The 23,783-nt window shown below is 32.8% G+C and carries 21 protein-coding genes and 1 tRNA gene; 10 read left to right on the forward strand and 12 right to left on the reverse strand.

The features are described from left to right. Nucleotides 1–5: 5 nt before the first annotated feature. A complete protein-coding gene (locus JJ844_02425; protein MBO6974534.1) occupies nucleotides 6–245 on the reverse strand; it encodes a DUF3493 domain-containing protein in 240 nt (79 codons plus the stop codon). Between the two features lie 56 nt (nucleotides 246–301). On the opposite strand from JJ844_02425, the gene JJ844_02430 reads away from it, so the two are divergent. From JJ844_02430 to JJ844_02445, 4 genes are all read left to right on the forward strand, one after another. Continuing rightward, nucleotides 302–373: transfer RNA gene (locus tag JJ844_02430), tRNA-Thr, on the forward strand. Between the two features lie 25 nt (nucleotides 374–398). Then, on the forward strand, nucleotides 399–1,952 hold the full coding sequence (locus JJ844_02435) for a glycosyltransferase family 39 protein (GenBank protein ID MBO6974535.1): 1,554 nt from the start codon (nucleotides 399–401) through the stop codon (nucleotides 1,950–1,952). Between the two features lie 44 nt (nucleotides 1,953–1,996). Beyond that, complete coding sequence (locus JJ844_02440) at nucleotides 1,997–3,088, forward strand: glycosyltransferase family 2 protein (GenBank protein ID MBO6974536.1); 1,092 nt, start codon at nucleotides 1,997–1,999, stop codon at nucleotides 3,086–3,088. A 105-nt stretch (nucleotides 3,089–3,193) separates the two neighbouring features. Beyond that, complete coding sequence (locus tag JJ844_02445; GenBank protein ID MBO6974537.1) at nucleotides 3,194–4,813, forward strand: B12-binding domain-containing radical SAM protein; 1,620 nt, start codon at nucleotides 3,194–3,196, stop codon at nucleotides 4,811–4,813. A gap of 15 nt (nucleotides 4,814–4,828) precedes the next feature. Here the strand turns inward: JJ844_02445 and clpS are convergent, their stop codons facing one another. Next, nucleotides 4,829–5,146, reverse strand: coding sequence for an ATP-dependent Clp protease adapter ClpS (gene clpS, locus JJ844_02450; protein MBO6974538.1), 318 nt, complete (start codon nucleotides 5,144–5,146; stop codon nucleotides 4,829–4,831). 32 nt (nucleotides 5,147–5,178) lie between these two features. Continuing rightward, a complete protein-coding gene (locus tag JJ844_02455; GenBank protein MBO6974539.1) occupies nucleotides 5,179–6,405 on the reverse strand; it encodes an LL-diaminopimelate aminotransferase in 1,227 nt (408 codons plus the stop codon). 287 nt (nucleotides 6,406–6,692) lie between these two features. Between JJ844_02455 and JJ844_02460 the strand changes: the two genes are divergently transcribed. Together JJ844_02460 and JJ844_02465 are read left to right on the forward strand one after the other, a co-directional pair. After that, on the forward strand, nucleotides 6,693–8,525 hold the full coding sequence (locus JJ844_02460) for an Rne/Rng family ribonuclease (protein ID MBO6974540.1): 1,833 nt from the start codon (nucleotides 6,693–6,695) through the stop codon (nucleotides 8,523–8,525). Beyond that, nucleotides 8,482–9,138 (forward strand): ribonuclease HII, encoded by a 657-nt coding sequence (locus tag JJ844_02465; GenBank protein MBO6974541.1) that lies wholly within the window; start codon nucleotides 8,482–8,484, stop codon nucleotides 9,136–9,138. Before JJ844_02460 ends, JJ844_02465 begins: the two co-directional genes overlap by 44 nt. Here the strand turns inward: JJ844_02465 and JJ844_02470 are convergent. Continuing rightward, the gene (locus tag JJ844_02470; GenBank protein MBO6974542.1) at nucleotides 9,084–9,602 is read right to left on the reverse strand and encodes a DUF1997 domain-containing protein; all 519 of its coding nucleotides are present in this window, start codon (nucleotides 9,600–9,602) and stop codon (nucleotides 9,084–9,086) included. The two genes, JJ844_02465 and JJ844_02470, sit on opposite strands and share 55 nt — an antisense overlap. 52 nt (nucleotides 9,603–9,654) lie before the next feature. Here JJ844_02470 and pheA point away from each other — a divergent pair, with 52 nt between their 5' ends. Next, nucleotides 9,655–10,500, forward strand: coding sequence for a prephenate dehydratase (gene pheA, locus JJ844_02475; protein MBO6974543.1), 846 nt, complete (start codon nucleotides 9,655–9,657; stop codon nucleotides 10,498–10,500). Between the two features lies 1 nt (nucleotide 10,501). Here the strand turns inward: pheA and JJ844_02480 are convergent, their stop codons facing one another. From JJ844_02480 to JJ844_02510, 7 genes are all read right to left on the reverse strand, one after another. After that, a complete protein-coding gene (locus tag JJ844_02480) occupies nucleotides 10,502–11,434 on the reverse strand; it encodes a methyltransferase domain-containing protein (protein MBO6974544.1) in 933 nt (310 codons plus the stop codon). Further along, on the reverse strand, nucleotides 11,435–12,091 hold the full coding sequence (locus JJ844_02485; protein MBO6974545.1) for an LON peptidase substrate-binding domain-containing protein: 657 nt from the start codon (nucleotides 12,089–12,091) through the stop codon (nucleotides 11,435–11,437). 56 nt (nucleotides 12,092–12,147) lie between these two features. Continuing rightward, on the reverse strand, nucleotides 12,148–12,468 hold the full coding sequence (rpsJ, locus tag JJ844_02490) for a 30S ribosomal protein S10 (protein MBO6974546.1): 321 nt from the start codon (nucleotides 12,466–12,468) through the stop codon (nucleotides 12,148–12,150). Nucleotides 12,469–12,567: 99 nt separating this feature from the next. Continuing rightward, the gene (gene tuf, locus JJ844_02495) at nucleotides 12,568–13,767 is read right to left on the reverse strand and encodes an elongation factor Tu (protein MBO6974547.1); all 1,200 of its coding nucleotides are present in this window, start codon (nucleotides 13,765–13,767) and stop codon (nucleotides 12,568–12,570) included. Nucleotides 13,768–13,812: 45 nt separating this feature from the next. Further along, nucleotides 13,813–15,888: an elongation factor G gene (gene fusA / locus JJ844_02500; GenBank protein ID MBO6974548.1), complete on the reverse strand. Its 2,076-nt coding sequence runs from the start codon at nucleotides 15,886–15,888 to the stop codon at nucleotides 13,813–13,815. 97 nt (nucleotides 15,889–15,985) lie between these two features. After that, a complete protein-coding gene (rpsG, locus tag JJ844_02505; GenBank protein ID MBO6974549.1) occupies nucleotides 15,986–16,456 on the reverse strand; it encodes a 30S ribosomal protein S7 in 471 nt (156 codons plus the stop codon). Nucleotides 16,457–16,481: 25 nt separating this feature from the next. Next, on the reverse strand, nucleotides 16,482–16,856 hold the full coding sequence (locus JJ844_02510) for a 30S ribosomal protein S12 (protein MBO6974550.1): 375 nt from the start codon (nucleotides 16,854–16,856) through the stop codon (nucleotides 16,482–16,484). A gap of 195 nt (nucleotides 16,857–17,051) precedes the next feature. Here JJ844_02510 and gltB point away from each other — a divergent pair, with 195 nt between their 5' ends. Continuing rightward, nucleotides 17,052–21,623: a glutamate synthase large subunit gene (gene gltB, locus JJ844_02515; GenBank protein ID MBO6974551.1), complete on the forward strand. Its 4,572-nt coding sequence runs from the start codon at nucleotides 17,052–17,054 to the stop codon at nucleotides 21,621–21,623. Continuing rightward, complete coding sequence (locus tag JJ844_02520; GenBank protein MBO6974552.1) at nucleotides 21,624–21,923, forward strand: hypothetical protein; 300 nt, start codon at nucleotides 21,624–21,626, stop codon at nucleotides 21,921–21,923. It begins immediately after the preceding gene. Here the strand turns inward: JJ844_02520 and lipA are convergent, their stop codons facing one another. Beyond that, a complete protein-coding gene (gene lipA / locus JJ844_02525) occupies nucleotides 21,924–22,817 on the reverse strand; it encodes a lipoyl synthase (protein MBO6974553.1) in 894 nt (297 codons plus the stop codon). Between the two features lie 291 nt (nucleotides 22,818–23,108). Here lipA and JJ844_02530 point away from each other — a divergent pair, with 291 nt between their 5' ends. Next, nucleotides 23,109–23,783: a recombinase family protein gene (locus tag JJ844_02530; GenBank protein ID MBO6974554.1), complete on the forward strand. Its 675-nt coding sequence runs from the start codon at nucleotides 23,109–23,111 to the stop codon at nucleotides 23,781–23,783.

The following is a 23,783-nucleotide window of genomic DNA, read 5'->3' on the forward strand; positions in this document are numbered from 1 at the left end:
TTAATTTATGAATCTTTATTTCTATCGATAACAAATAAAGTAGGAAATAATACACAAGCGACTAATTGTATGAGAATGTTATTTTGCTGTACTTCACTGCCGCTTGCAATTTTTGAAAGCATTATAAAAAGTCCCAAAAATGCTGAACCACTAAATGCAATCCACAATAGTTTCCTTAGTCCCTTGAAAGGAGCCTGGGATTCTTTTAATAATTTTTTTTTTAATTTAGGATCTATTTTTGACATAAATACTTTCACCTTTAAAATTGATTCTATATGAAAATAAATATATTTTAAAAATTGCCGATATAGCTCAGGGGTAGAGCAACTGTTTCGTAAACAGTAGGTCATTGGTTCAAATCCAATTATCGGCACTCTAAAAGCAACTTAAAACAATTTATGATTCATAAAACAATAAAACTTAAAAATCTTTTTAAATTATTTTTTTTTATTCCTCTTACATTTTATTTTGGGAAAAGAAGTTATGTTGCTTATGATGAGGGATTTTATGCTCTACAAGCTAGATGGATATTAGATAAAGGTAACTGGACAATTCCACTTTGGTGGGACGAATATGTTTTAGATAGAACAATAGGATTGCAGTTTTTAATTGCAAAGTCACAAGAGATATTTGGAAGAAATATGTTTTCTGCATATCTACCAACAACAACTGCTGCAATATTAATGCTATTCATAACTTACAAATTACATGAAGAATTTTTTAATAAAAAATATGCAATTTTTTCTCCACTAATACTTGCTACTACCTATCTATGGTTTGACTACTCACACTTAGCAACTCAAGATATCATTTTCTCATGTTTAGTAAGTATTGGTGTATTTTCTTTAATCAAAATAAAACATAAAGATAACAAACTCTATATTCTGGTTTTTGGTATTTGGATTGGTTTATCTTTTATGATAAAAACTTTTCTCGTATTTGTACCTTTACTATCACTGTTACCGTATTTATATCAAAAAAAGAATTTTTTATTCAGTAAATTCTTCTGGCTTGGACTACTTATTGGATTTATTCCTTATTTGTTATGGTCGTATTCTATTAGCACTTATCTAGATAAAAATATTATTTTTTACTTATTTGGAAAGTTTACCAGTCTCTCTAATAAAAATATTTTTACAAATCCTTTCTATTATTATTTTTGGAATGTTCCCCTAACTTTCCTACCATGGAGTATATTTGCAATTATTGGAACAATAAGCAATTTTTCTAAAAGTAAAGAGAATAAATATGTGCTTACATTTTTTCCTCTAATTTTAATAGTAATTCTGAGTTTTTTTTCTACTAAAACCCCATACTACCCTTTACAAATATCATCAATTTTTTCACTAAATACTTTTGAAGGAATAAAATATTTATTTAATTCTAAGAGGTTTAAACGGATCTTTATATTTATAACTTCTAAAATAATTCCACTTTTTATAGTCGCCCTAGTTTTCTCATATTATTTTTTGTATAAAAACATTATTGACTTTAATTATAAGGAAAATACATTTTTAATTATTGGATTATTATCTTTTGCAGTATCTTGGTCATTCATAAAAAACAAAAATTCATTAAGAGAAATATTAATAGCTCTTATCATTGGTCCTTACTTACTAACTTCATTTATTTTGCAATCAGGATTATTCACTGATAGATCAAGAGATTTAAGAGAAAAAATGGAATACGTATCATCTTTTGATATCGTACAAAAACAACCTATAAAAGTTGATAAAAAAGGAATAATAGATTCTCAATCAGAATCAAAAGTTATTAAGATTTCCCTATTAACGCCAAGACTTGGTGGACTTGTAGAGGGTATTGATCAGCTAAATAAATCAGAATTAGCATGGACATATGAATCTAAAGAAATAAAAAACGATAATAATTCTTATGAAGTCGTATATAAAAATGATGTTTTAAAACCATGGATATTAATATTAAAAAAATAAATAATCTTCATATACTAAAGTGTCTTTAAGAAACTGTAAAAGTAATGAAATCTGTTAATTCGTGGAACTTAACAAATAACAAATTACATCAATTATTCAAGAATAATAGCGAATTAATTTCTATTAAAGTTCGAGGCAATGCATGGGAGCCCTTAACAAGATGGATGAGATTAGATTCAAGAATTTTTAGAGAAACTACCAACCAAGCAAGAATAACTTTAGGCGATATTGAATCTCTAGCCGAAATTTATAACTATAGATCCATAAGATGGAAAGCAAAAAAATTAACTCCTTTGAAAACTAAACTAATCCCATCATCATTAAAAAATATTTTCCGGAAATTACCAATCATAAAGCAACTAGCTTACGAACTAGAAATTGTTTTTTATAAATATAATGAAAATATTTCCGATCATTTAATATCAATAGTAATTCCTGCGAGAAATGAAGCTGGTAATAAAGAACTTTTAATTAACGCATTAAATAAATTTAAAGGAATACCAAATAAATTAGAAATTATATTTGTTGAAGGTAATAGTAAAGATAATACATATTTGATGCTGAAAGAGTTAAAAGAAAATTTTTCAAATTTCTTTAATATAAGTCTTTTGCAACAGACTTCAAAAGGCAAGAAAAATGCTGTTGTGGAGGGATTTAATATTTCTTCAGGTGAGACCCTCGCCATAATTGATAGTGATTTTACTGTAGATATTGATGACAGTATTGCAGCAATAATGGAATCAACCAAAAATAAAAATATCCTAATTAATTGTGCCCGAACAACTTTCCCTATGGAAAAAGATGCAATGAGATGGGCCAATTATATAGGAAATAGACTCTTTGCAATATTTTTATCAATTCTCATAAATAAGCCAGTATCAGATTCACTTTGTGGAACAAAAGTTTTTTCAAGAAAATTATTTAAACTGATGAAACAAAACGGAAGTTGGGATTCTAAATCTGATCCATTCGGAGATTTCACAATAATATTCGAGGCGGCAAAAAACAATATTAAGATACTAAATTACCCTGTTAGATATTATGCTAGGAAATCTGGAGCACCAAATATATCTAGATGGATTGATGGGTTAAAACTCCTCAAAGTATGTTTGATTTATATGATTTCTGATCTTTGAATTTAAATAAATTATCGGCAGAATTTTCTTAAGATTTTTAATTTCGCCAAATTAGTAATAAAGTAGTTAGATTCTTAAAGTAATAAATTCATTAAATTTCATGATATGAATTTTAATTTGAAGTTCGAAAAATTAAATAAAAAAAATTACCAAAGAAAGCACTATGGCAAAATATTAACTGTAAGATTGCCATGTAATCCAATATTTCCAATAGGTCCTATTTATTTAGCAGACCATATTCATAAATGTTTTCCAGGTTTAGAGCAGCAATTCATTGATCTAGCAATAATTCCATCTAATAAAGTTTCCAAATATTTAGCTAGAAAAATTGATCAATTTAGACCACATCTAATCATTTTTTCATGGAGAGATATACAAATTTATGCACCTGTTGATGGTAGGAGTGGAAATCCCCTACAAAACTCTTTTGAAGTTTTCTACTCAAAAAATATCTTTAAAAAAATTAGAGGTTCCTGGGGAGGATTAAAATTAATTGCATCTCATTATGGAGAAATATATAGAAATACTTCTTTAGTCAAGATGGGACTAAAAAGAGCACAAAAATACAATAAAAATGTAAAAGTAATTTTAGGAGGTGGGGCTGTTAGTGTCTTCTATGAACAATTGGGGAATCTACTCCCAAAAGGAACTGTAATTTCAGTTGGAGAGGGAGAAAATCTCATAGAAAAAATCATTAGAGGAGATTCAATAGAAGAAGAAAGATGTTACATTGCCGGACAAAAACCTCGGAACAAATTAATACATGAACAACCTTCAGGCACTGTTAAAACTGCCTGCAACTACAAATATATTAAATCAATATGGTCTGAATTCGATTGGTATATAGAAGGTGGCGATTATTACGTAGGGGTACAAACAAAAAGAGGTTGTCCTCATAATTGTTGTTTCTGTGTTTACACAGTTGTGGAGGGGAAGCAGGTTCGCGTTAATCCTGTTAACGAAGTAATCAAAGAAATGAAGCAATTATATGATCTTGGAGTAAGGGGATTTTGGTTCACAGATGCACAGTTTATTCCAGCTAAAAAACATATTGAAGATGCAAAAATACTATTGCAAGCAATTAAGGACCAAGGCTGGGATGATATTAATTGGGCTGCATACATCAGAGCAGATAATATTGATGCTGAACTAGCTCAGCTTATGGTTGATACAGGTATGAGCTATTTTGAAATAGGTATCACCTCCGGATCTCAAGAACTTGTTAGAAAAATGAGATTAGCTTATGACCTTGAAACTGTATTAAATAATTGCAGAATGCTAGTCAAATCAGGTTTCAAGAATCATGTTTCAGTCAATTATTCATTTAATGTTTTTGATGAAACGCCCAACACCATAAGACAAACAATTGCATACCATAGAGAATTGGAAAATATTTTTGGTAAAGGCTTAGTTGATCCAGCTATATTCTTTATAGGTCTGCAACCTCACACTCTTCTTGAGAAGTATGCTTTGGAGCATAAAATTTTGAAGCCAAATTATAATCCAATGAGCATGATGCCCTGGACAGCTAGAAAACTTCTCTGGAATCCAGGGGCACTAGGGGAAAAACTTGGTCAGGTTTGCTTAGAAGCTTTTGATAATCCAGAAGACGAATTTGGCAAAACAGTTATCGACATTCTTGAGAGAGAATATGGAAAGTCTTCCTTAAAAGAATCTCTAAAAGTCCGTCCTTTATCAGAAAGGAAATTAGCTCACTCTAAATAATAAATTCAATCCTTATTAATCCTCTTTCTCAATTGAACTAGAAATTCCTTTAGATTTTAAAGATTCTGAGTAAAATTCTGCTGGCTCTAAATCACAAACAATTACTAGACCCACGCCCGTATTATGTGCTTCAAGCATTATTGCGATAGCATCTTGTTCACTTAATTGCGGAACTACTTCTCGCAGTGAAATAGTGACATACTCCATAGAATTAACTGGGTCATTATGAAGTAAAACCTTATATTTTGGAGATTTATTTTTTAATTCAGCAGGTTTCTTTTCAATCACTGCTGAATTATTATTTGCACTTTGTTCTAACTTTATAGATAACATTAAATTTATTAGAGTTTAAATTGTAATAATAATTATATATTAATTATTCTTTCCATTGCATCAAGGACGTTTGATCGTGAGTTAAATGCTGACAAGCGAAAATAACCCTCTCCTGCTAATCCAAATCCACTCCCAGGTGTTCCCACTACACTAACTTTTTGTAGAAGGAAATCAAAAAAGTCCCAAGATGTCATTTGATCTGGAACTTTAATCCAGATATAAGGAGCATTGTCCCCACCATAAACTTTATATCCTGAATTCTGAAGTTTATTTTTCATGATTTTTGCATTTTCCATATAAAAATCAATTAAACCTTTCACCTGTTTTTTCCCTTCAGGAGAATAAACAGCCTCTGCACCTTTCTGAACAACATAACTTACTCCATTGAACTTTGTAGATTGTCTCCTGTTCCAAAGAGGCCATAAGTCAATTTCCTCATTTGTTGAACTCAAACCTTTGAGATTTTTAGGTATCACTGTAAAAGCACATCTAACTCCGGTGAATCCTGCATTCTTTGAAAAAGATCTAAATTCAATAGCACAATCCTTTGCTCCCTCAATCTCATATATTGAATGTGGAATATCATTATCTTGAATAAATGCTTCATAAGCTGCATCAAAAAGTATAAGAGATTTGTTTTGAAGGGCATAGTCAACCCACTTTTTCAATTCTTCTTTATTAATCGTTGCTCCAGTGGGGTTATTAGGAAAACATAGGTATAAAATATCAACTTTTTTTTCAGGTAGTTCTGGAAGAAAGTTATTCCCCTCGTTGATTGCAAGATATGTCAATCCTTTATAGGTACCATTTTCAAGAGCATCTCCAGTTCTGCCTGTCATTACATTACTATCCACATAAACAGGGTAAACAGGGTCTGTTACAGCAATTGAATTATCTTTGCCAAGAATATCCAAAATATTGCTACTATCGCATTTAGAACCATCTGAAACAAAGATTTCTTCAGGTGAAATTTGACATCCTCTAGAGATAAAATCATGCTCAGATATTTTTTCTCTAAGCCAAGAATAACCTTGTTCTGGTCCATAACCTCTAAAACCATCTGTTGTTCCCATATCATCTAAAGCTTTACCCATAGCTTCTATGCATGCTCTCGGTAATGGTTCTGTAACGTCTCCTATGCCAAGCTTAATAATTTCAGCACTCTTATTTGTTTCAGAATATATTTTTACCCTTTTAGCAATTTCAGGAAATAAATAGCCTGCTTTGAGTTTTAAATAATTTTCGTTTACTTGAACCACTTTAAATAAAGAATTTCACCAATATTAGAATAATGTATCAATGTGCTTTAGTGGTGATTAGATGTTAAAATTATCTTAGTTATGGTTAATTTAAGAGATAATCATAGCTATGAATTCAATTTCAATTAGTTTGAAAATCGTTTAAAGCTTTATAAATAGCAGAATTCAATCTTTATTAATTTTAAAAGTAAATAACAAAAGCTATAAAAAATTGCTTTATCAAAAATTAAAATCTAATTCTTAAAATTAGATGTTTTTCAAAATCCAAATCATTCAGAATCAATTATATGTCTCAGCAAATTATCATCGCTGAGCAGGCTCGAATTGCAGCACTACTCACAGATGATCGAGTTGATGAATTAATCGTCGCACAAGGTCAATATCAAATTGGCGATATTTTTTTAGGAACAGTTGAAAATGTTCTCCCTGGTATTGATGCCGCTTTTATCAACATTGGGGAAAGTGATAAAAATGGATTTATCCATGTATCAGATTTAGGTCCATTAAGACTAAAAAAAGGGATATTAGGAATAACTGAACTGCTCGAACCAAAACAAAAAGTATTAGTTCAGGTAATGAAGGAACCTACAGGCTCGAAAGGACCCAGACTTACAGGATGTATTTCAATACCTGGAAAGTACCTTATATTACAGCCACATAGTCAAGGAGTAAATATTTCCAGAAAAATAAATACAGAAACAGAAAGAAACCGTCTAAAAGCACTAGGTGTTTTAATAAAACCACCTAGCACAGGATTACTATTTAGAACAGAAGCAGAAAATATAAAAGAAGAGCTGCTTATTGAAGACTTAGAAAATTTAATAAAACAATGGGAAAATATTTTAAAAGTTTCCGAGACTTCTAATCCACCAAATTTAATCAAAAGAGATGATGATTTTTCTCTTAAGATTTTGCGAGACTATATTAAATCATCAACTAAAAGTATAATTATCGATAGTAAATTTTCAGTTGAAAGGGCAAAAGATTTTCTAATAAATGAATCTAATGTAAATATTGAATTTCACGACAATGATTTAAATCAACATATTTTAGAAAAATATGAAATTAAGAAAACAATTCAAAAAGCGCTTCAACCGAGAGTAGATCTTCCTTCCGGAGGTTACATAATAATTGAACCAACTGAAGCTCTAACAGTAATTGATGTTAACTCAGGATCTTTTACAAGATCTGCCAACTCTAGACAAACTGTTTTGTGGACGAATTGCGAGGCCGCAGTTGAGATTTCTAGGCAAATGAAATTAAGAAATATTGGTGGAGTCATCGTAGTAGATTTTATTGATATGGAAACGAGAAGGGATCAATTCCAATTACTTGAGCATTTTACTTCAGCAATAAAAGAAGATTCTGCTAGGCCTCAGATAGCTCAGCTTACTGAATTAGGTTTGGTTGAGTTAACCAGAAAAAGACAAGGCCAAAATTTATATGAATTATTTGGTAGGAAATGTTCTGCATGCAATGGTACCGGTCATATAGAAAATAATTTGAATTATGAAATTTCTAATTTACAAATAAAAGGAGTTGAAGAAAAAACTATTAAATCAAACAGTATAAAAAATGGAGATATAAATAATTATGAAGCAGCTGAAAAGCAGGAAAAAATAATTGAAAAGGAATTATTCAACCCCAAGAACCTCAACAATGAAGAAACTTCTAACAAAAAAGAAAGAGAAAAAGAAAAAGATAATGATGATACGCATATATTAAATTCAAAAGAAAAAAACATAATAACTGTAGATATTTCTGATGACGAAAAAATAGTTTTCAGTCAATTAGGAATTAATCCACTGATAAAGTTAGGCAAAGAATATCTAACTAGCAATAATTTTGTTCGTTTAAAAGAAAATAGTAAAGCAAAAGAAAAAAGTCTAGATAGTAAAAAAACAACATCAAAACAATTAAAAAAAATCTCAAAATCCAAAGCAGTCGAAGTGATTGAAATTAATAACGAAACACATCCAAATTCCAAAGATAAATTAACAAAAAAAAATAATGAAAATGAAGAAGTTGTATCCTTAAAAAATAGTGAAGTAATTGAACAAAAAGATGAGATAAACAATGCAAGAAAAAAAAGAAGACGATCTTCAGCAAGTATTGAATAAAGTATTCGAAGTTGGAATAGACGAAGTTGGAAGAGGAGCAGTCTTTGGCCCAGTTTTCTCTTCTGTAGTAGTTTTGACTAAAAAAAATAAAAACATCCTAAAACAATTTGGAGTGAATGATAGTAAAAAATTAACACCCAAAAAAAGAAAATTACTTTTATCAAAAATTTTATTACTTTCTTCAGATTATGGAGTTGGGCAATCCTCAGTCAGAGAAATAGATAAGTTTGGTATCAGAGTTGCCACTGAACTTTCAATGATAAGAGCTTTAAAGAAGTTAAAAAAGAAACCAACTGAACTAATAATTGATGGCCCACTATTATTGAGGCTTTGGAAGGGAATTCAGAAAAATGTAGTGTCAGGAGACACAAAATTTACCTCAATAGCTGCAGCAAGCATTGTTGCAAAAGTATCTCGCGACAATCTAATGGAAAGGTTAGAAAAAAATTACTCAGGATACTTAATATTCAAAAATAAAGGTTACGGAACAAGAGAACATCTTTCAATGATTAAAAAAAATGGAATAACTAGTCTTCATAGGAAAAGTTTTTTAAAAAATCAAATCTTATTTAACTCACACCACTCTAAAAAATCTTTCACTAATTGCTGTTGAACTCTGGATTTTATTCCTAACAAAATGCCATTTAATACAGAATGCCCAGTAGATTCCAAAATTTTCTTTGGTACCAGCTTCAATAGAGGGGGTTGGCTTACAGACACCCCTAAAAGCGCTTCTCCTTCTAATCCAATATCAGTTGCTTCCAAATTAGCTTTCAAAATAAGATTAAAGTCATCTATTATCCCCAAACCATCCAATGTACTTTCGAGGGCACTCATTCTTAAAATTCCATCTCTATTCTCTACCGCAATTGAAACAACAGGGTTAATATCTAATTGGAAAACCTTAAAACTTGTTACTGTATACTTGTACCTACCGTCCCCTTCAGGTACTAATTTTTTGGGGTCCAGCATTGCTCCAACAACTCTTTCTTCTTCCAAAAGATACTTAGAAAGATATTCTTTATTTCGTGTTACGGAAAGCTTGAGTTTCTGCTTAGCATCAAAAGACAATAGCATTTTCTATATACCTCCAATGCTTATTTGATCTCTTTTTTTCTTACAATTAATCATGCGCAAACAAGTTGCATATTTAGGTCCTAAAGGGACATACGCAGAAAAAGCAGCTCATATATTATCAAAGCTTGCCAATTTTCAGACACCTATATTTGTACCATGTAATGGGTTACATTCGGTCATTAAATCAATTGCCTACAACAATTGTGATGCTGCTGTAGTTCCTATTGAAAATTCTGTAGAAGGAGGAGTTACAGCCACTCTAGACGCCCTTTGGAAATTTCCCGATATTAATATTAATAAAGCAATAGTTTTGCCCATCAAACACGCATTAATTAGTGATGGAGAACTTTCAATCATTTCAGAGGTATTATCCCATCCTCAAGCTTTAGCTCAATGTTCAGAATGGTTATCTGAAAATTTACCTAATGCAATATCCCTTCCAACCAATTCAACATCAGAAGCTGTCAGGATGGTAAAAGGGAGTAAATTTAGAGCAGCTATTGGTTCAAAATCATTAATTCAAATTGAAGGGCTTAAAGAATTAGCCTTTCCTATCAACGATGTTCCAGGGAATTGTACTAGATTTGTCTTATTGAGCAAAGAATCTAATTCTGATTCAGCTAATATTGCCAGTTTTGCTTTCTCATTAATCTCAAACAAACCTGGTGCTTTACTTGAGGCTATAAATTTTATTGCAGATTACGGATTTAATATGAGTAAAATAGAATCTAGACCTTCTAAAAGAGAGTTAGGCGAATACGTGATTTATATTGATTTAGAAATAAATAATCAAAATAATATTGAAAATTTTCTTGAATTAAAAAATGATCTAAAGCCCCTTTGCAAGAATTTTGTAGATTTTGGGAACTATTTTTCCGAAAATGTTGAACTAGATTAATTTATCCTCGACATTTATAAACTCCAAACTCCATTAGACCTTTTCTAAATGCCCAATTCATAAGTAGTATTGTCGGGATCTCTCTAATGGACTTAACAATCGCGAAAGGGCCAAGAGATAAAATTGCTAAAGGTCTTCGAATGCCCTCAATAATAGAGTCGTACCATGAAGGATTTGTATAAGAATTCCAGTTTTCTGTAATAATACTTCCTGCACTATTTTTATTAGTTCCAAGAAGATTAGCAAATTCATCGATACTAATAAAATTCGGATGCACCCACTGTTCAAGTAATTGCTTAAGAACCAACCTCTCAAAAATAGATGGGGGGCATATCCTTAGATCTCTTGAGTTCCAATCAGCCAATGCTAAATACCCATCAGGTCTTAAAGTTCTTAGTATTTCATCTGCAAACTTAGCTTTATCATTCATGTGTGCACCTGCTTCAACACTCCAGACCGCATCAAATGATCCATCTTCAAATTTTAAATCCAAAGCATCCATAACTTGGAAGTTGCAATTAAGTCCCTGAGGAGTTAGTTCTCTTGCTCTCTTAACTTGTGCCGGACTAATTGTAATTCCAGTAACATTAAACCCATAATATTTTGCAAGAATCCTGGAACTTCCTCCTATTCCGCAACCAACATCAAGAATTCTTGAACCTTTTGGCAATTTATCTAAACCACTCCACTTGACTAGTTCATGAACAAACTGAACTTTAGCCTTTCTAAAATCAATATTTTTTTTTCCTAGGGGATAAAAGCCCAAATGTATATGTTCTCCCCACAATCTCTCAAGTAATTTATCCTGAGTCCAAGCATCATAAGCTGAAGCAACTGTACCAGAAGAAATATATTTTCTGGCCTTCATTCTCCAAATAATAGAAAGCACTAGAAAGAATAAAAACAGTAAAAAAATTGATAATAATAAAGACATTTAATTTCCTTTTATATCGGGAAAACTTTCTTTCAACGCTGTTCTTGCTGCTAGTTGTTTCCTTGTATGATCAAGCATTTCATACTCTCTTTCCAAACGAGTAAACGTATTTCTTTCTTCAAGAAGTCTTTGTTGTTCTTCCGCAACATTACCGCCCAAATGGGCACCTATCCAAAAAGATAAATCTATGGGGTTGTCAGGTAATTTATCTGGGAGATTTTTCTTAGTATTAGTCAATTTACTTGTTAGATTAATAACATCACTAAGTGCTTCTTTTACTGAATCTTTTAAAGAATCTAATTTTTGAAGATTATCAATATTATCATCACTAATCCAACTAACCATCGCCGTACAAAAAGGAGTCGAACGAATGATTTCTAAAATTTGAAATCTTTGTTGTCCCAGAGTTATGATATTACTTCTTCCATCCTCTGCAGTTTGATGTTTTATGATTTGTGCACAACATCCAATGTTAGCCATACTTTTAGTGGTTGGATCCCACTTAATAACTCCAAACATAGAATCTGACTCAAGAACAGATTGAAGCATTATTCTGTATCTAGATTCAAAAATATGTAATGGCAATACCTCTTGAGGGAAAAGGACTACTTCTGGCAAAGGAAATATAGGTAATTCCCTTACAGAAAGTTCTCCCATTTAAACCTCATTACTTTGTACTTATATTAATCAATTCAGTGAGTTTTCGGGCTTTTTTAAAGTTTAACTTCTATATCTACGCCACTAGGGAGATCTAGTTTCATTAAAGCGTCAATAGTTTTTGCAGATGGGCTATAAATATCAATTATTCTTCGATGTGTTCTTGTTTCAAAATGCTCTCTTGAATCTTTATCGACATGTGGTGATCTTAGGACACAATAAATTTTCCTTTTTGTAGGTAAAGGTATGGGACCTATTGCTGATGCTGAAGTAGTATCAGCAGTTTGGATTATTTTATCGCAAGATAAATCAAGCATTCTTCTATCAAATGCTTTAAGTCTTATTCTTATTTTTTGTTGCGCTATTGATGCAGTCATAATTTAAAATAATTCCTTGTAAAGGGTCATTAATTAAAATGACCCTTATCCCTATATTTATAATAGGTGATTGAGGTTAAATTTTTAAAATTCAATATATTATTTGAGAATTTTAGAAACAACTCCAGCACCAATAGTACGTCCACCCTCACGTATTGCGAATCGCATACCTTGTTCGATTGCTACTGGACAAATTAATTCTCCAGTCATCTTGATTCTATCTCCTGGCATAACCATTTCTACGTTAGAACCATCATCAGAAGTAAATGCTGTTATTTGACCTGTCACATCAGTTGTCCTGATGTAAAACTGTGGTCTATATCCTGCAAAGAAAGGAGTGTGTCTACCGCCCTCTTCTTTTTTTAGAACGTAAACTTCTCCTTCAAACTGAGTATGAGGTGTAATAGATCCTTTCTTAACAAGCACCATACCTCTCTCAATATCCTCTTTCTGAACACCTCGTAAGAGTAAACCAACATTATCGCCAGCCATACCTTCATCAAGAAGTTTACGGAACATTTCAACTCCAGTAACAGTTGTTACTCTTGTGTCTCTTATTCCAACTATTTCAACTTCTTCTCCAACCTTTACCTTACCTCTTTCAATTCTTCCAGTAGCTACGGTACCTCTACCAGTTATTGAGAAAACATCCTCAACTGCCATCAAGAATGGTTTATCAACTTCTCTTTCAGGCTCTGGAATACTAGCATCGACTGCTTTCATTAATTCTTCAATCTTTGATTCCCAAGTTGAATCTCCTTCGAGAGCTTTTAAACCAGAAACTTGAATTATTGGAATATCATCTCCAGGGAAGTCATAACTATCTAGTAGTTCTCTGATTTCCATTTCAACAAGTTCAATAATTTCTTCGTCATCGACCATATCGCACTTGTTTAGAGCTACTACAAGAGCAGGAACTCCAACCTGTTTAGCTAAAAGGATATGCTCTTTTGTCTGAGCCATAGGTCCGTCAGTTGCAGCGCAGACTAGAATTGCTCCGTCCATCTGAGCAGCCCCTGTAATCATGTTTTTTACATAATCAGCATGACCTGGGCAATCAACATGAGCATAGTGTCTGCCTTCAGTTTCATATTCGACGTGAGCTGTATTAATAGTAATGCCACGCTCTCTTTCTTCTGGAGCTCCATCTATGTCTCCATAGTCTTGAGCTTGAGCTTGACCTTTTTTGGCTAATACATTGGTAATAGCAGCAGTTAGTGTTGTTTTTCCATGATCAACATGGCCAATAGTACCTATGTTGACATGTGGTTTGTTCCTTTCGAACTTCTCGCGAGCCATTTTGAATTAAAGAATCGAGGGTTTAAGAGTGTTTAAGTTTAGAGATCAGGAGTTGCCCTGATTCTTGGAGATGATAGCTTCAGCAACGTTACGAGGAACTTCCTCATAATTTGCGAACTCCATCGAAAATATACCCCGACCTTGAGTCATTGATCGGAGTTGTGTGGCATAACCGAACATTTCGGCTAAGGGCACTTTGGCCTGTACCTTAGACAATCCATCATCAACAGATTGCCCTTCTACTTGACCTCTCCTAGAGGAGAGATCTCCAATTACAGATCCAAGAAAGTCATCAGGACTTTCGACCTCAACTTTCATCATAGGCTCTAGAAGGACAGGATTGCATTTTTTAACCCCGTCTTTAAAAGCCATAGAACCTGCAATTTTGAAGGCCATTTCAGATGAGTCTACATCGTGGAATGAACCATCGACTAGTGTTACTTTTACATCAATGAGTGGATAACCGGCAAGAACACCTGACTCACAGGTTTCTTTCATTCCATTAGATGCAGGACCAATATACTCTTTTGGTACAGCTCCGCCAACAATTTTGTTGACGAATTCAAACCCTTTACCAACTTCAGCAGGTTCCATTTCAATTATTACATGACCATATTGACCTTTACCTCCAGTCTGTCTCGCATATTTACCTTCACCTTTAGAACTAGACCTAATAGTCTCCCTGTATGAAACTTGAGGGGCTCCAATATTGGCTTCAACTTTAAATTCCCTTAACATTCTGTCGACAAGAATTTCTAAGTGCAGCTCACCCATACCTGCAATTACAGTTTGATTTGTCTCAGGATCAGTACTTACTCTAAAGGTTGGATCCTCTTCAGACAAAGCAGTTAAAGCTTTTGATAATTTTTCCATATCACCTTTAGTTTTTGGCTCAACAGCCACTGAGATAACTGGTTCAGGGATAAACAATGTCTCCAAAACTATTGGATCTTCGGTGTTACATAAAGTATCACCAGTTGTTGTGTTTTTAAGACCTAATACTGCTCCTAAATCACCAGCCCTCAATTCATCAACCTCCTCTCTTTCATCAGCCTTTAGAATCACTAATCTAGAAATTCTCTCTTTAGCATCCTTAGTCGAATTCATTACGTAGCTACCCTTTGAAAGGACACCTGAATACATTCTTACAAAGGTTAATTTACCATAGGGATCTGACATCACTTTGAAAGCTAATGCACTGAAAGGAGCATTATCATCTGAAGGTCTAACATCTTCTTTACCGCTTGGTAAAACTCCTTGTATTGGTTTTACATCAACTGGAGCTGGCAAATAATCTACAACAGCGTCTAATACAAGTTGGACTCCTTTATTTTTAAAAGCTGACCCGCATAGAACAGGAACTAATCCATGTTTTAAAACACCTTCCCTAATACCTTTTTTCAATTGTTCTGTGGATAATTCTCCTGATTCAAGGAAAATTTCAATTAACTCTTCATCATTTTCTGCGACGCTCTCCATCAACTTGAATCTCCACTCACTAGCCTCCTTCTCCATTTCAGATGGAATTGGTGCTTCTTCAATATCAGTACCTAAGTCATTTTTATAAAGATATGCTTTGTTAGCGACTAAATCAATTATGCCTGTAAGATCACCTTCAGCTCCAATAGGTAGTTGAATTGGTAGTGCATTTGCCTTAAGTCGATCTTTAATTTGTTTATTAACTTTTAGAAAGTCTGCACCAGTCCTATCCATTTTATTAACAAAAACCATTCTTGGGACAGAGTATCTATCTGCTTGACGCCAAACTGTTTCAGATTGAGGCTGAACTCCACCAACCGCGCAAAAAACAGCTATGACTCCATCTAAGACTCGCATTGATCTTTCTACTTCAATAGTAAAGTCAACGTGTCCAGGAGTATCAATAATATTAATTCTATGATCTTGCCAACTAGTAGATATTGCCGCAGCAGTAATAGTTATACCTCTTTCTCGTTCTTGAGCCATCCAATCTGTTACTGCAGCACCATCATGTACTTCTCCTATCTTGTGAACAACACCTGAATAAAACAAAATTCTTTCAGTAGTTGTAGTCTTCCCTGCGTCAATATGAGCGGCTATACCTATGTTTCTTACTCGTTCTAGGGGAAAGTCGCGTGCCAATTTTAAAGCTCCAAATAAAATAATTTTTGATTAGTATAGTTCACCCTAAAAGCAAACTTTAATAATAATAAACTACTTAAGTACCTTTTTGATGAAATTAATATCTGTAATGTGCAAAAGCTTTGTTAGCTTCAGCCATTTTATGAGTATCTTCTCTTTTTTTAACTGCACTACCGGTTTCATTTGCTGCATCCATTAACTCAGCAGCAAGTTTTTGGGACATACTTTTTCCATTTCTTGCACGTGAGAATGTAACCAACCATCTTAATGCCATAGCTGTACCCCTCTCTTGGCGGACTTCCATTGGTACTTGGTATGTTGCACCACCAACTCTTCTAGCTCTTACCTCGACAAGAGGAGTTGCATTTTTTACGGCTGTTTCAAATAATTCGACTGCATTCCCTCCAGTTCTCTCACTTATTAGAGAAAAAGCATCAGACAATATTCTTTGAGCTGTAGATTTTTTACCATGCTTCATCAATCGAGAAATCATCATTGAAGCAAGACGACTATTAAATTGAGGATCTGGAAGAACTGGTCTTTTTACTGCTGCATTACGACGTGACATGTTTTTAAAAATTGATGTTTACAAATTAATCTTTTGGAGCTTTTGCTCCATACTTAGATCTGGATTGACGTCTATCTTTGACTCCAGCCGTATCTAAAGTTCCTCTTATTATATGATATCTAACTCCTGGCAAATCCTTAACTCTTCCGCCTCTAAGAAGCACTACAGAGTGTTCTTGCAAATTATGTCCTATCCCAGGGATATAAGCTGTTACTTCGAAACCTGAAGTTAATCTCACCCTAGCGACTTTTCTTAAAGCTGAATTAGGTTTTTTAGGTGTTGATGTATAAACTCTCGTACATACCCCTCTTCTTTCAGGGCAGGCTTTTAATGCAGGAGATTTTGTTTTCCTAGTCAGACGTTTTCTTTCTGAACCTATTAATTGTGAGATGGTAGGCATCTATTATATTTTGAAAAAAATAAACATTTAAACATCATAACCTTTTACGAGCACCAACTAAAAGTTTTTAATGATATTTTTCTAAAAATTTGTGAAATTAAAATTCTTTGGTAAATATTCATTATCTTTAGATTTATTTTCATATTTATTTTTATAATAGAAATATATAAATAACAAAATAAAATTAAATAATCTATGGGAGAGAGTATCAAAAGAATCGTTGAGCCATATCAAGATAGTTATTCCCCAAATGGAATAATTGGTGAGAAAGATGCGTGTGGAGTTGGTTTCATAGCCAATATTAAAGGGGTAGAAAGCAACTGGATCCTAAAACAATCCCTGAAAGGCCTTAATTGCATGGAGCATAGAGGAGGTTGTGGAGGGGATAGTGACTCAGGAGATGGAGCGGGCATTTTATGTTCAATCCCATGGAATTACATAGAAAAAGAAGTAAAAATTGAAAATAAAAAAGAATATGACAAAGGTTTAGGTATGATTTTTATGCCTAATAAAAAAGAGAAAATTAAAGAATGTAAATCAATATGCGAGGCGGAAGCAAAAAAATTAAGAATCAATAAAACATCTTGGAGAACAGTACCGGTTAATAATGAAATCTTAGGTCCTTTGGCTAAAGCAAATTCCCCATTTATAAGTCAGTGGATTTTATTCATAGAAAAAAAAGATAACAATGATATTGAGAGGCTTTTATTCCAATTAAGGAAAAGAATTGAAAAAAAGATAAGAGACAGTTTTAAAAACCATGTTGGAGATTGTGAATTTTATTTTGCCTCACTAAGTTCAAAAACAGTTGTTTATAAAGGTATGGTTCGTTCCGAAATATTATCTGAGTTTTATCAAGACTTAAAAGAAGAGAGTTTTAAAGTCTCATTTTCTGTTTACCACAGGAGGTTTAGTACTAATACACTTCCAAAATGGCCACTAGCTCAGCCAATGAGATTCTTAGGTCATAACGGTGAAATTAATACTCTCTTAGGTAATATCAATTGGGCTAAAGCTTCAGAAAAGCACATAGATGATTTTTGGGGAGATTTATCTAACGAAATTAAGCCAATCGTAGATATAAATAAAAGTGATTCATCAAATCTAGATGCAACTCTTGAAATAAATATTCGTTCAGGTCAGCCCATTACTGACTCATTATTAAAACTTGTTCCTGAAGCATTTAGAGATCAACCAGAACTCGAACAGAGAGAAAATATCAAAGCTTTTTACGAATATTCTGCAAGCCTACAAGAAGCTTGGGATGGTCCAGCACTCCTCGTATTTGCTGATGGAAATTTTGTTGGAGCAACTCTTGATAGAAATGGCCTAAGACCAGCAAGATATTCAATCACAAATGATGGTTTCGTAGTAATGGGGTCTGAAACAGGAGTAGTAGATCTTGAAGAAGAAAGAGTTATAGAAAAAGGTCGATTAGGACCTGGACAAATGTTGGCAGTTGATTTTCATAAAAATAAAATCCTAAGAAATTGGGAGGTAAAATCTGAAGCCGCACAAAGGCATGATTACAAAAACCTCCTAAGTAATAGAACAATCAAAATCAATAATAGTGAATGGGTTAAAGACTGCAAACTAAAAGACCTTGAGCTATTACAACAACAAACTGCCTACGGTTTTTCAGCAGAAGATAATGATCTTATCTTGGATTCAATGGCTTCATTAGCTAAAGAGCCTACCTATTGCATGGGTGACGATATCCCATTAGCAGTGCTGTCTTCAAAGCCACATATTTTATATGACTATTTCAAGCAAAGATTTGCACAAGTTACAAATCCTCCTATCGATCCTTTAAGAGAAAAACTGGTAATGAGCTTAGAGATGCATCTTGGAGAAAGATGTACACCATTTGAGATAAAAGATCCTAAACCTTTTGTTCATTTACAAAGTCCAATTCTCAATGAGGAAGAACTCATTTCGATAGAAAAGTCAAAAATTAAATCTCAAACAATTTCAAGTTTGTTTGATATTGAGGAAGGTGTTCATGGCTTAGAGAACCAATTAAAAGCAATTTGTAAACAAAGTGAGCTCTCTATAAAAGAAGGTTGCTCCTTAATTATTATTTCTGATAGGGGTATTAATCCTACAAAGACTTTTATTCCTCCCTTACTTGCTGTTGGAGCGATTCATCATTATCTTCTAAAAAAAGAAATCAGGCTAAAAGCTTCTCTAATTATTGAAACAGGTCAATGTTGGAGCACACATCACCTGGCTTGCTTGATTGGTTATGGTGCAAGCGCGGTTTGCCCTTGGTTGACCTTCGAAGCAGGTAGACACTGGTTAAAACATCCAAAAACACAAAAACTAATTGATAGCAAAAAAATAAATCCATTATCAATAATTGATGTTCAAGAAAATATCAAAAAAGCCCTAGAAGACGGTTTAAGAAAAATTCTCTCGAAAATAGGCATCTCACTTTTATCTAGTTATCATGGCGCACAAATTTTTGAAGCTGTAGGCCTTGGATCTGACTTAATAAAAATTGCTTTTGATGGTACAACAAGCCGTATCGCTGGGATAACATTTAAAGAATTAACTAATGAAACCCTTTCAATACATACGAAAGCCTATCCAGAGATCGATTTAAAGAAATTAGAATTTTTTGGATTTGTACAATTTAGAAATAATGGAGAATATCATTCCAATAACCCAGAAATGTCAAAAGTTTTACATTCAGCTGTAAAACAAGGACCAGGATACGATCATTTTGAAACTTACAAAAAACTTATTAGTAATAGACCCACAACCTCTCTAAGAGATTTACTAACAATTAATTCACAAAGAAAAAGTATTCCATTAGAGGAAGTTGAAAGTGTTGAATCAATTTGCAAAAGGTTCTGTACTGGAGGAATGAGTTTAGGTGCTTTATCCAGAGAAGCACATGAAGTTTTAGCTGTTGCAATGAATAGAATTGGTGGAAAAAGTAATAGTGGAGAAGGGGGAGAAGATCCTGCTCGTTTTAATGTTTTAAATGATATCGATGAAAATACTCAATCAGCGACGTTGCCATTTATTAAAGGTCTAGAGAATGGTGACACCGCATGTTCAGCTATTAAACAAATAGCATCAGGAAGATTTGGAGTTACGCCTGAATATCTAAGAAGTGGTAAACAACTCGAAATTAAAATGGCACAAGGTGCAAAACCCGGAGAAGGAGGACAATTACCTGGTCCAAAAGTTGATTCTTACATTGCAAAACTAAGAAATAGTAAACCTGGAGTAGCTTTAATATCTCCTCCCCCGCATCATGATATTTATTCAATTGAAGATTTAGCTCAACTGATCCATGACTTACACCAAGTTCATCCAAAAGCGAAAGTAAGCGTTAAACTTGTCTCTGAAATTGGTATAGGCACTATTGCTGCTGGAGTAAGCAAAGCTAATGCAGATGTAATACAAATATCTGGCCATGACGGAGGTACAGGAGCTTCACCTCTGAGTTCTATCAAACATGCAGGTTTACCATGGGAACTAGGTGTTGCTGAGGTTCATAAATCTCTCTTGGATAATAACTTACGTGACAGAGTAATTTTGAGAACTGATGGAGGTCTTAAAACAGGCTGGGATGTCGTTATTGCAGCTTTACTAGGTGCTGAAGAATACGGTTTTGGTTCTGTAGCGATGATTGCTGAAGGATGCATAATGGCTCGGGTTTGTCATACAAACAAGTGTCCCGTTGGAGTTGCAACTCAAAAAGAAGAATTAAGAAAAAGATTTAAAGGTATTCCTGAAAATGTTGTGAATTTTTTCTTGTATATTGCCGAAGAAGTAAGACAGATAATGAGTAGTATCGGTGTTTCTAATATGGAAGAACTGATTGGTAATAAAGAATTTCTTTCTGCAAGAGATATCGATCTTCCAAAAACTTCTAATATTGATCTTTCTTCTTTAGTAAATAAATACTCAACCACCGATAGATCATGGTTAAAACATTCAAAGACTGCTCATAGTAATGGTTTTGTATTAGAAGACGAGTTTTTGTCTGATAATGAATTTATAGATTCAATTAAAAATCACGAAACATTAACCAAAGAAATTGACATAAAAAATACAGATAGAAGTGTTTGTGCGAAAATATCAGGCGAAATCGCAGAACTTCATGGCAACACTGGCTTCAATGGCGAACTCAACTTAAATTTCAAAGGATATGCAGGACAGAGCTTTGGTGCCTTTTTATTGAAGGGAATGAATGTTCAATTAATCGGAGAAGCTAATGATTATGTTTGTAAAGGAATGAATGGAGGAACACTCACAATAATTCCACCAAAAATAGATAAAACCTCCTCCAAACAGGTAATTTTAGGAAACACCTGCCTTTATGGAGCAACAGGTGGGAAATTATTTGCATTAGGAAAATCAGGCGAAAGATTTGCTGTAAGAAATAGTGGTGCTACAGCGGTAACAGAAGGCGCAGGTGATCATTGTTGTGAATATATGACTGGTGGGAAAGTAGTTATTCTGGGTTCAACAGGAAGGAATATTGGTGCAGGCATGACTGGCGGAATAGCTTTTATAATCGATGAGAATAATGACTTGAGTAATAAAGTTAATCAAGAAATAGTTAGCATTCATAAAATAACTACATCAAAGCAGGAAGACATTTTATTGGAAATTATTAGAGAATATCGAGCAAAAACAAATAGCTTAAAGGCCGCCAAAATAATAGAAAAATGGTCTTATTACATGAGTACTTTTAAATTAATAGTTCCCCCAAGCGAAGAAGAAATGCTTGGCATAAAGATAATGTAAATGCCTTTCTTTGTAAAAACTGAAATTATAAAAAAAGAATACTTAATTAATCATGATTTAAAACAAAAAATAATTAACGAACATATTTATTGGATAAAAAAGTTAAAAAAAGAAGGAATTAATATAAAAAGTGGTTTTTTAGTAGATGAGTTAAAGAAGCCAGGTGACGGCGGATTGCTAATTCTTGAGATGAATAATTATAAAAATGCACTAAAAATTATTAAGAATGATCCAATGATTCAAAATGACCTAGTTGAATGGAAATTAAATGAGTGGGTAGATTCAAATAAATGCAAATAACTATCTTGGATACTTTTTCATAAGTTTTTGAATTTCTTCAGCATGGTAACTGCTACGAGTTAAAGGAGAACTGACTACTTGCATAAAGTCCAAATCTTTTTCCCCAAAAACTTTAAAATAATTAAATTTTGAGGGACTCACAAATCTTTGAACAGGTAAGTGATTAGGGCCAGGAGATAAGTATTGGCCAATAGTAACAATATCAACGAAATTACTTTTTAAATCCTTAAGAAGACTTAAGACCTCCTCATCTTTTTCCCCTAAACCAAGCATAAAGCCTGACTTTGTATAAACTTTGGGAGAATATTCTCTAGTCCTTTTAAGCAATTCAAGAGTTCTCTCATATTTACCCTGAGGTCTTACTTTTTTATATAGCGAAGACACAGTCTCAATATTATGGTTCAAAACGTTTGGATTTGAATCAAGAACTTTTTCAAGCGCTTTCCAGTTACCACAAAGATCAGGTATTAAAAGCTCAATAGTAGTTTCAGGAGATTTTTTTCTTACTTGATAAACACATTCAAAAAATTGAGATGCGCCGCCATCCTCAAGATCGTCTCTATTAACTGATGTAATTACAACATGTTTAAGTTGCATTCTATAAACAGCTTCAGCTAAACGAAATGGTTCTGTTGGATCTAATTCTCTTTTAGATCTATCAAAATCAATATCGCAATATGGACATGCCCTAGTACAGCCAGGACCCATTATGAGGAAAGTTGCAGTTCCACTTGCAAAACATTCACCAATATTTGGACAACTTGCTTCTTGACATACAGTATTGAGATTTAAATCATTTAACAAATTTGCGGTATTCCCAATCCTCTCAACTTGTGGAGCTTTTACTCTTAACCAATCAGGTTTTGAAATTAAACTATTAGAATTATTGGTCAAATTAATTGTTGCTAGCCTGTAACTTTATTTTACTAAAAACATTTTAAATTAACTATTAATAATTTCAAAAATAAAGACAACTCAATAGAGTTCAAAAAATAAATGAATTTAACTATTCTTTAGATAATTTAAAAAATCCTAATTAAAGTTACTAATTACAAAATATTTTGTTCTATCAACCAAACATAGAACAGTATTTAGAACGTTATTTTTAATATAGATATCAGATCAATTTTTATACACTGCACAAGATAAACTATTTGTTATAGTTATAATTTTTTGTACTAAAAAGTGTTTTATTATATATTTATTGATACAGTAAAAAATATATGTAATAAAACATTGACTTTTAAATTTAAAAGAAAGCGTATTTTACTATCTGAAAAAAATAAAAACTCTAAAGCAATAGGTTATGCTAGAGCTACTAATAATGAATATGACTATTTAGAAGAACAAATAAAAATTTTAAAGGAAGAGGGTTGCAGCTTAGTTTTCTCTGAATTGATAAGTTTAGATGAAGAAATAAAACCCCAACTCAATAAAGCTATAAATTGCTTGTCTAAAGGAGATCAATTAATAATAACTCAGCTTGATCGAGCGTTTAAAAATAAAAAAGAATGTTTGAGGACAATAAATAAATTTATTAAAAATGATATTAAATTGCGAACTTTGACTGGTTTTCTTGCGGCTAATGAATCAACTAAAGCAAATTCTTCAATTTTTCAAATTTTATATGAATTGGATAATTTAGAAGACAAAAGTTTAGGTGAGAGAAAAAAAGAACAACTATTACGCAGAAAATTATCTGGAAATAATCTAGGGGGAAGGCCCAAAATAAGTCCTTTAAAAGAATCTTTAGTAATCAGATTACGTAATGAGGGATATTCATATCGATCAATTAGATCACAAACGGGAATTGCATTATCAACAATAAGAAGAGTTATTTTGGAAGGAGAATTAACATAA

This window comes from Prochlorococcus marinus CUG1435, assembly GCA_017644375.1.
GTDB classification, from domain to species: domain Bacteria; phylum Cyanobacteriota; class Cyanobacteriia; order PCC-6307; family Cyanobiaceae; genus Prochlorococcus_A; species Prochlorococcus_A marinus_AH.

Coding starts and splice junctions, on each gene's coding strand:
- JJ844_02425 (MBO6974534.1), bottom strand. CDS start 245: ATGTCAAAAATAGATCCTAAATTAAAAAAAAAATTATTAAAAGAATCC.
- JJ844_02435 (MBO6974535.1), top strand. CDS start 399: ATGATTCATAAAACAATAAAACTTAAAAATCTTTTTAAATTATTTTTT.
- JJ844_02440 (MBO6974536.1), top strand. CDS start 1,997: ATGAAATCTGTTAATTCGTGGAACTTAACAAATAACAAATTACATCAA.
- JJ844_02445 (MBO6974537.1), top strand. CDS start 3,194: ATGAATTTTAATTTGAAGTTCGAAAAATTAAATAAAAAAAATTACCAA.
- clpS (MBO6974538.1), bottom strand. CDS start 5,146: ATGTTATCTATAAAGTTAGAACAAAGTGCAAATAATAATTCAGCAGTG.
- JJ844_02460 (MBO6974540.1), top strand. CDS start 6,693: ATGTCTCAGCAAATTATCATCGCTGAGCAGGCTCGAATTGCAGCACTA.
- JJ844_02465 (MBO6974541.1), top strand. CDS start 8,482: ATGCAAGAAAAAAAAGAAGACGATCTTCAGCAAGTATTGAATAAAGTA.
- JJ844_02470 (MBO6974542.1), bottom strand. CDS start 9,602: ATGCTATTGTCTTTTGATGCTAAGCAGAAACTCAAGCTTTCCGTAACA.
- pheA (MBO6974543.1), top strand. CDS start 9,655: ATGCGCAAACAAGTTGCATATTTAGGTCCTAAAGGGACATACGCAGAA.
- JJ844_02480 (MBO6974544.1), bottom strand. CDS start 11,434: ATGTCTTTATTATTATCAATTTTTTTACTGTTTTTATTCTTTCTAGTG.
- JJ844_02485 (MBO6974545.1), bottom strand. CDS start 12,091: ATGGGAGAACTTTCTGTAAGGGAATTACCTATATTTCCTTTGCCAGAA.
- rpsJ (MBO6974546.1), bottom strand. CDS start 12,468: ATGACTGCATCAATAGCGCAACAAAAAATAAGAATAAGACTTAAAGCA.
- tuf (MBO6974547.1), bottom strand. CDS start 13,767: ATGGCTCGCGAGAAGTTCGAAAGGAACAAACCACATGTCAACATAGGT.
- rpsG (MBO6974549.1), bottom strand. CDS start 16,456: ATGTCACGTCGTAATGCAGCAGTAAAAAGACCAGTTCTTCCAGATCCT.
- JJ844_02510 (MBO6974550.1), bottom strand. CDS start 16,856: ATGCCTACCATCTCACAATTAATAGGTTCAGAAAGAAAACGTCTGACT.
- gltB (MBO6974551.1), top strand. CDS start 17,052: ATGGGAGAGAGTATCAAAAGAATCGTTGAGCCATATCAAGATAGTTAT.
- JJ844_02520 (MBO6974552.1), top strand. CDS start 21,624: ATGCCTTTCTTTGTAAAAACTGAAATTATAAAAAAAGAATACTTAATT.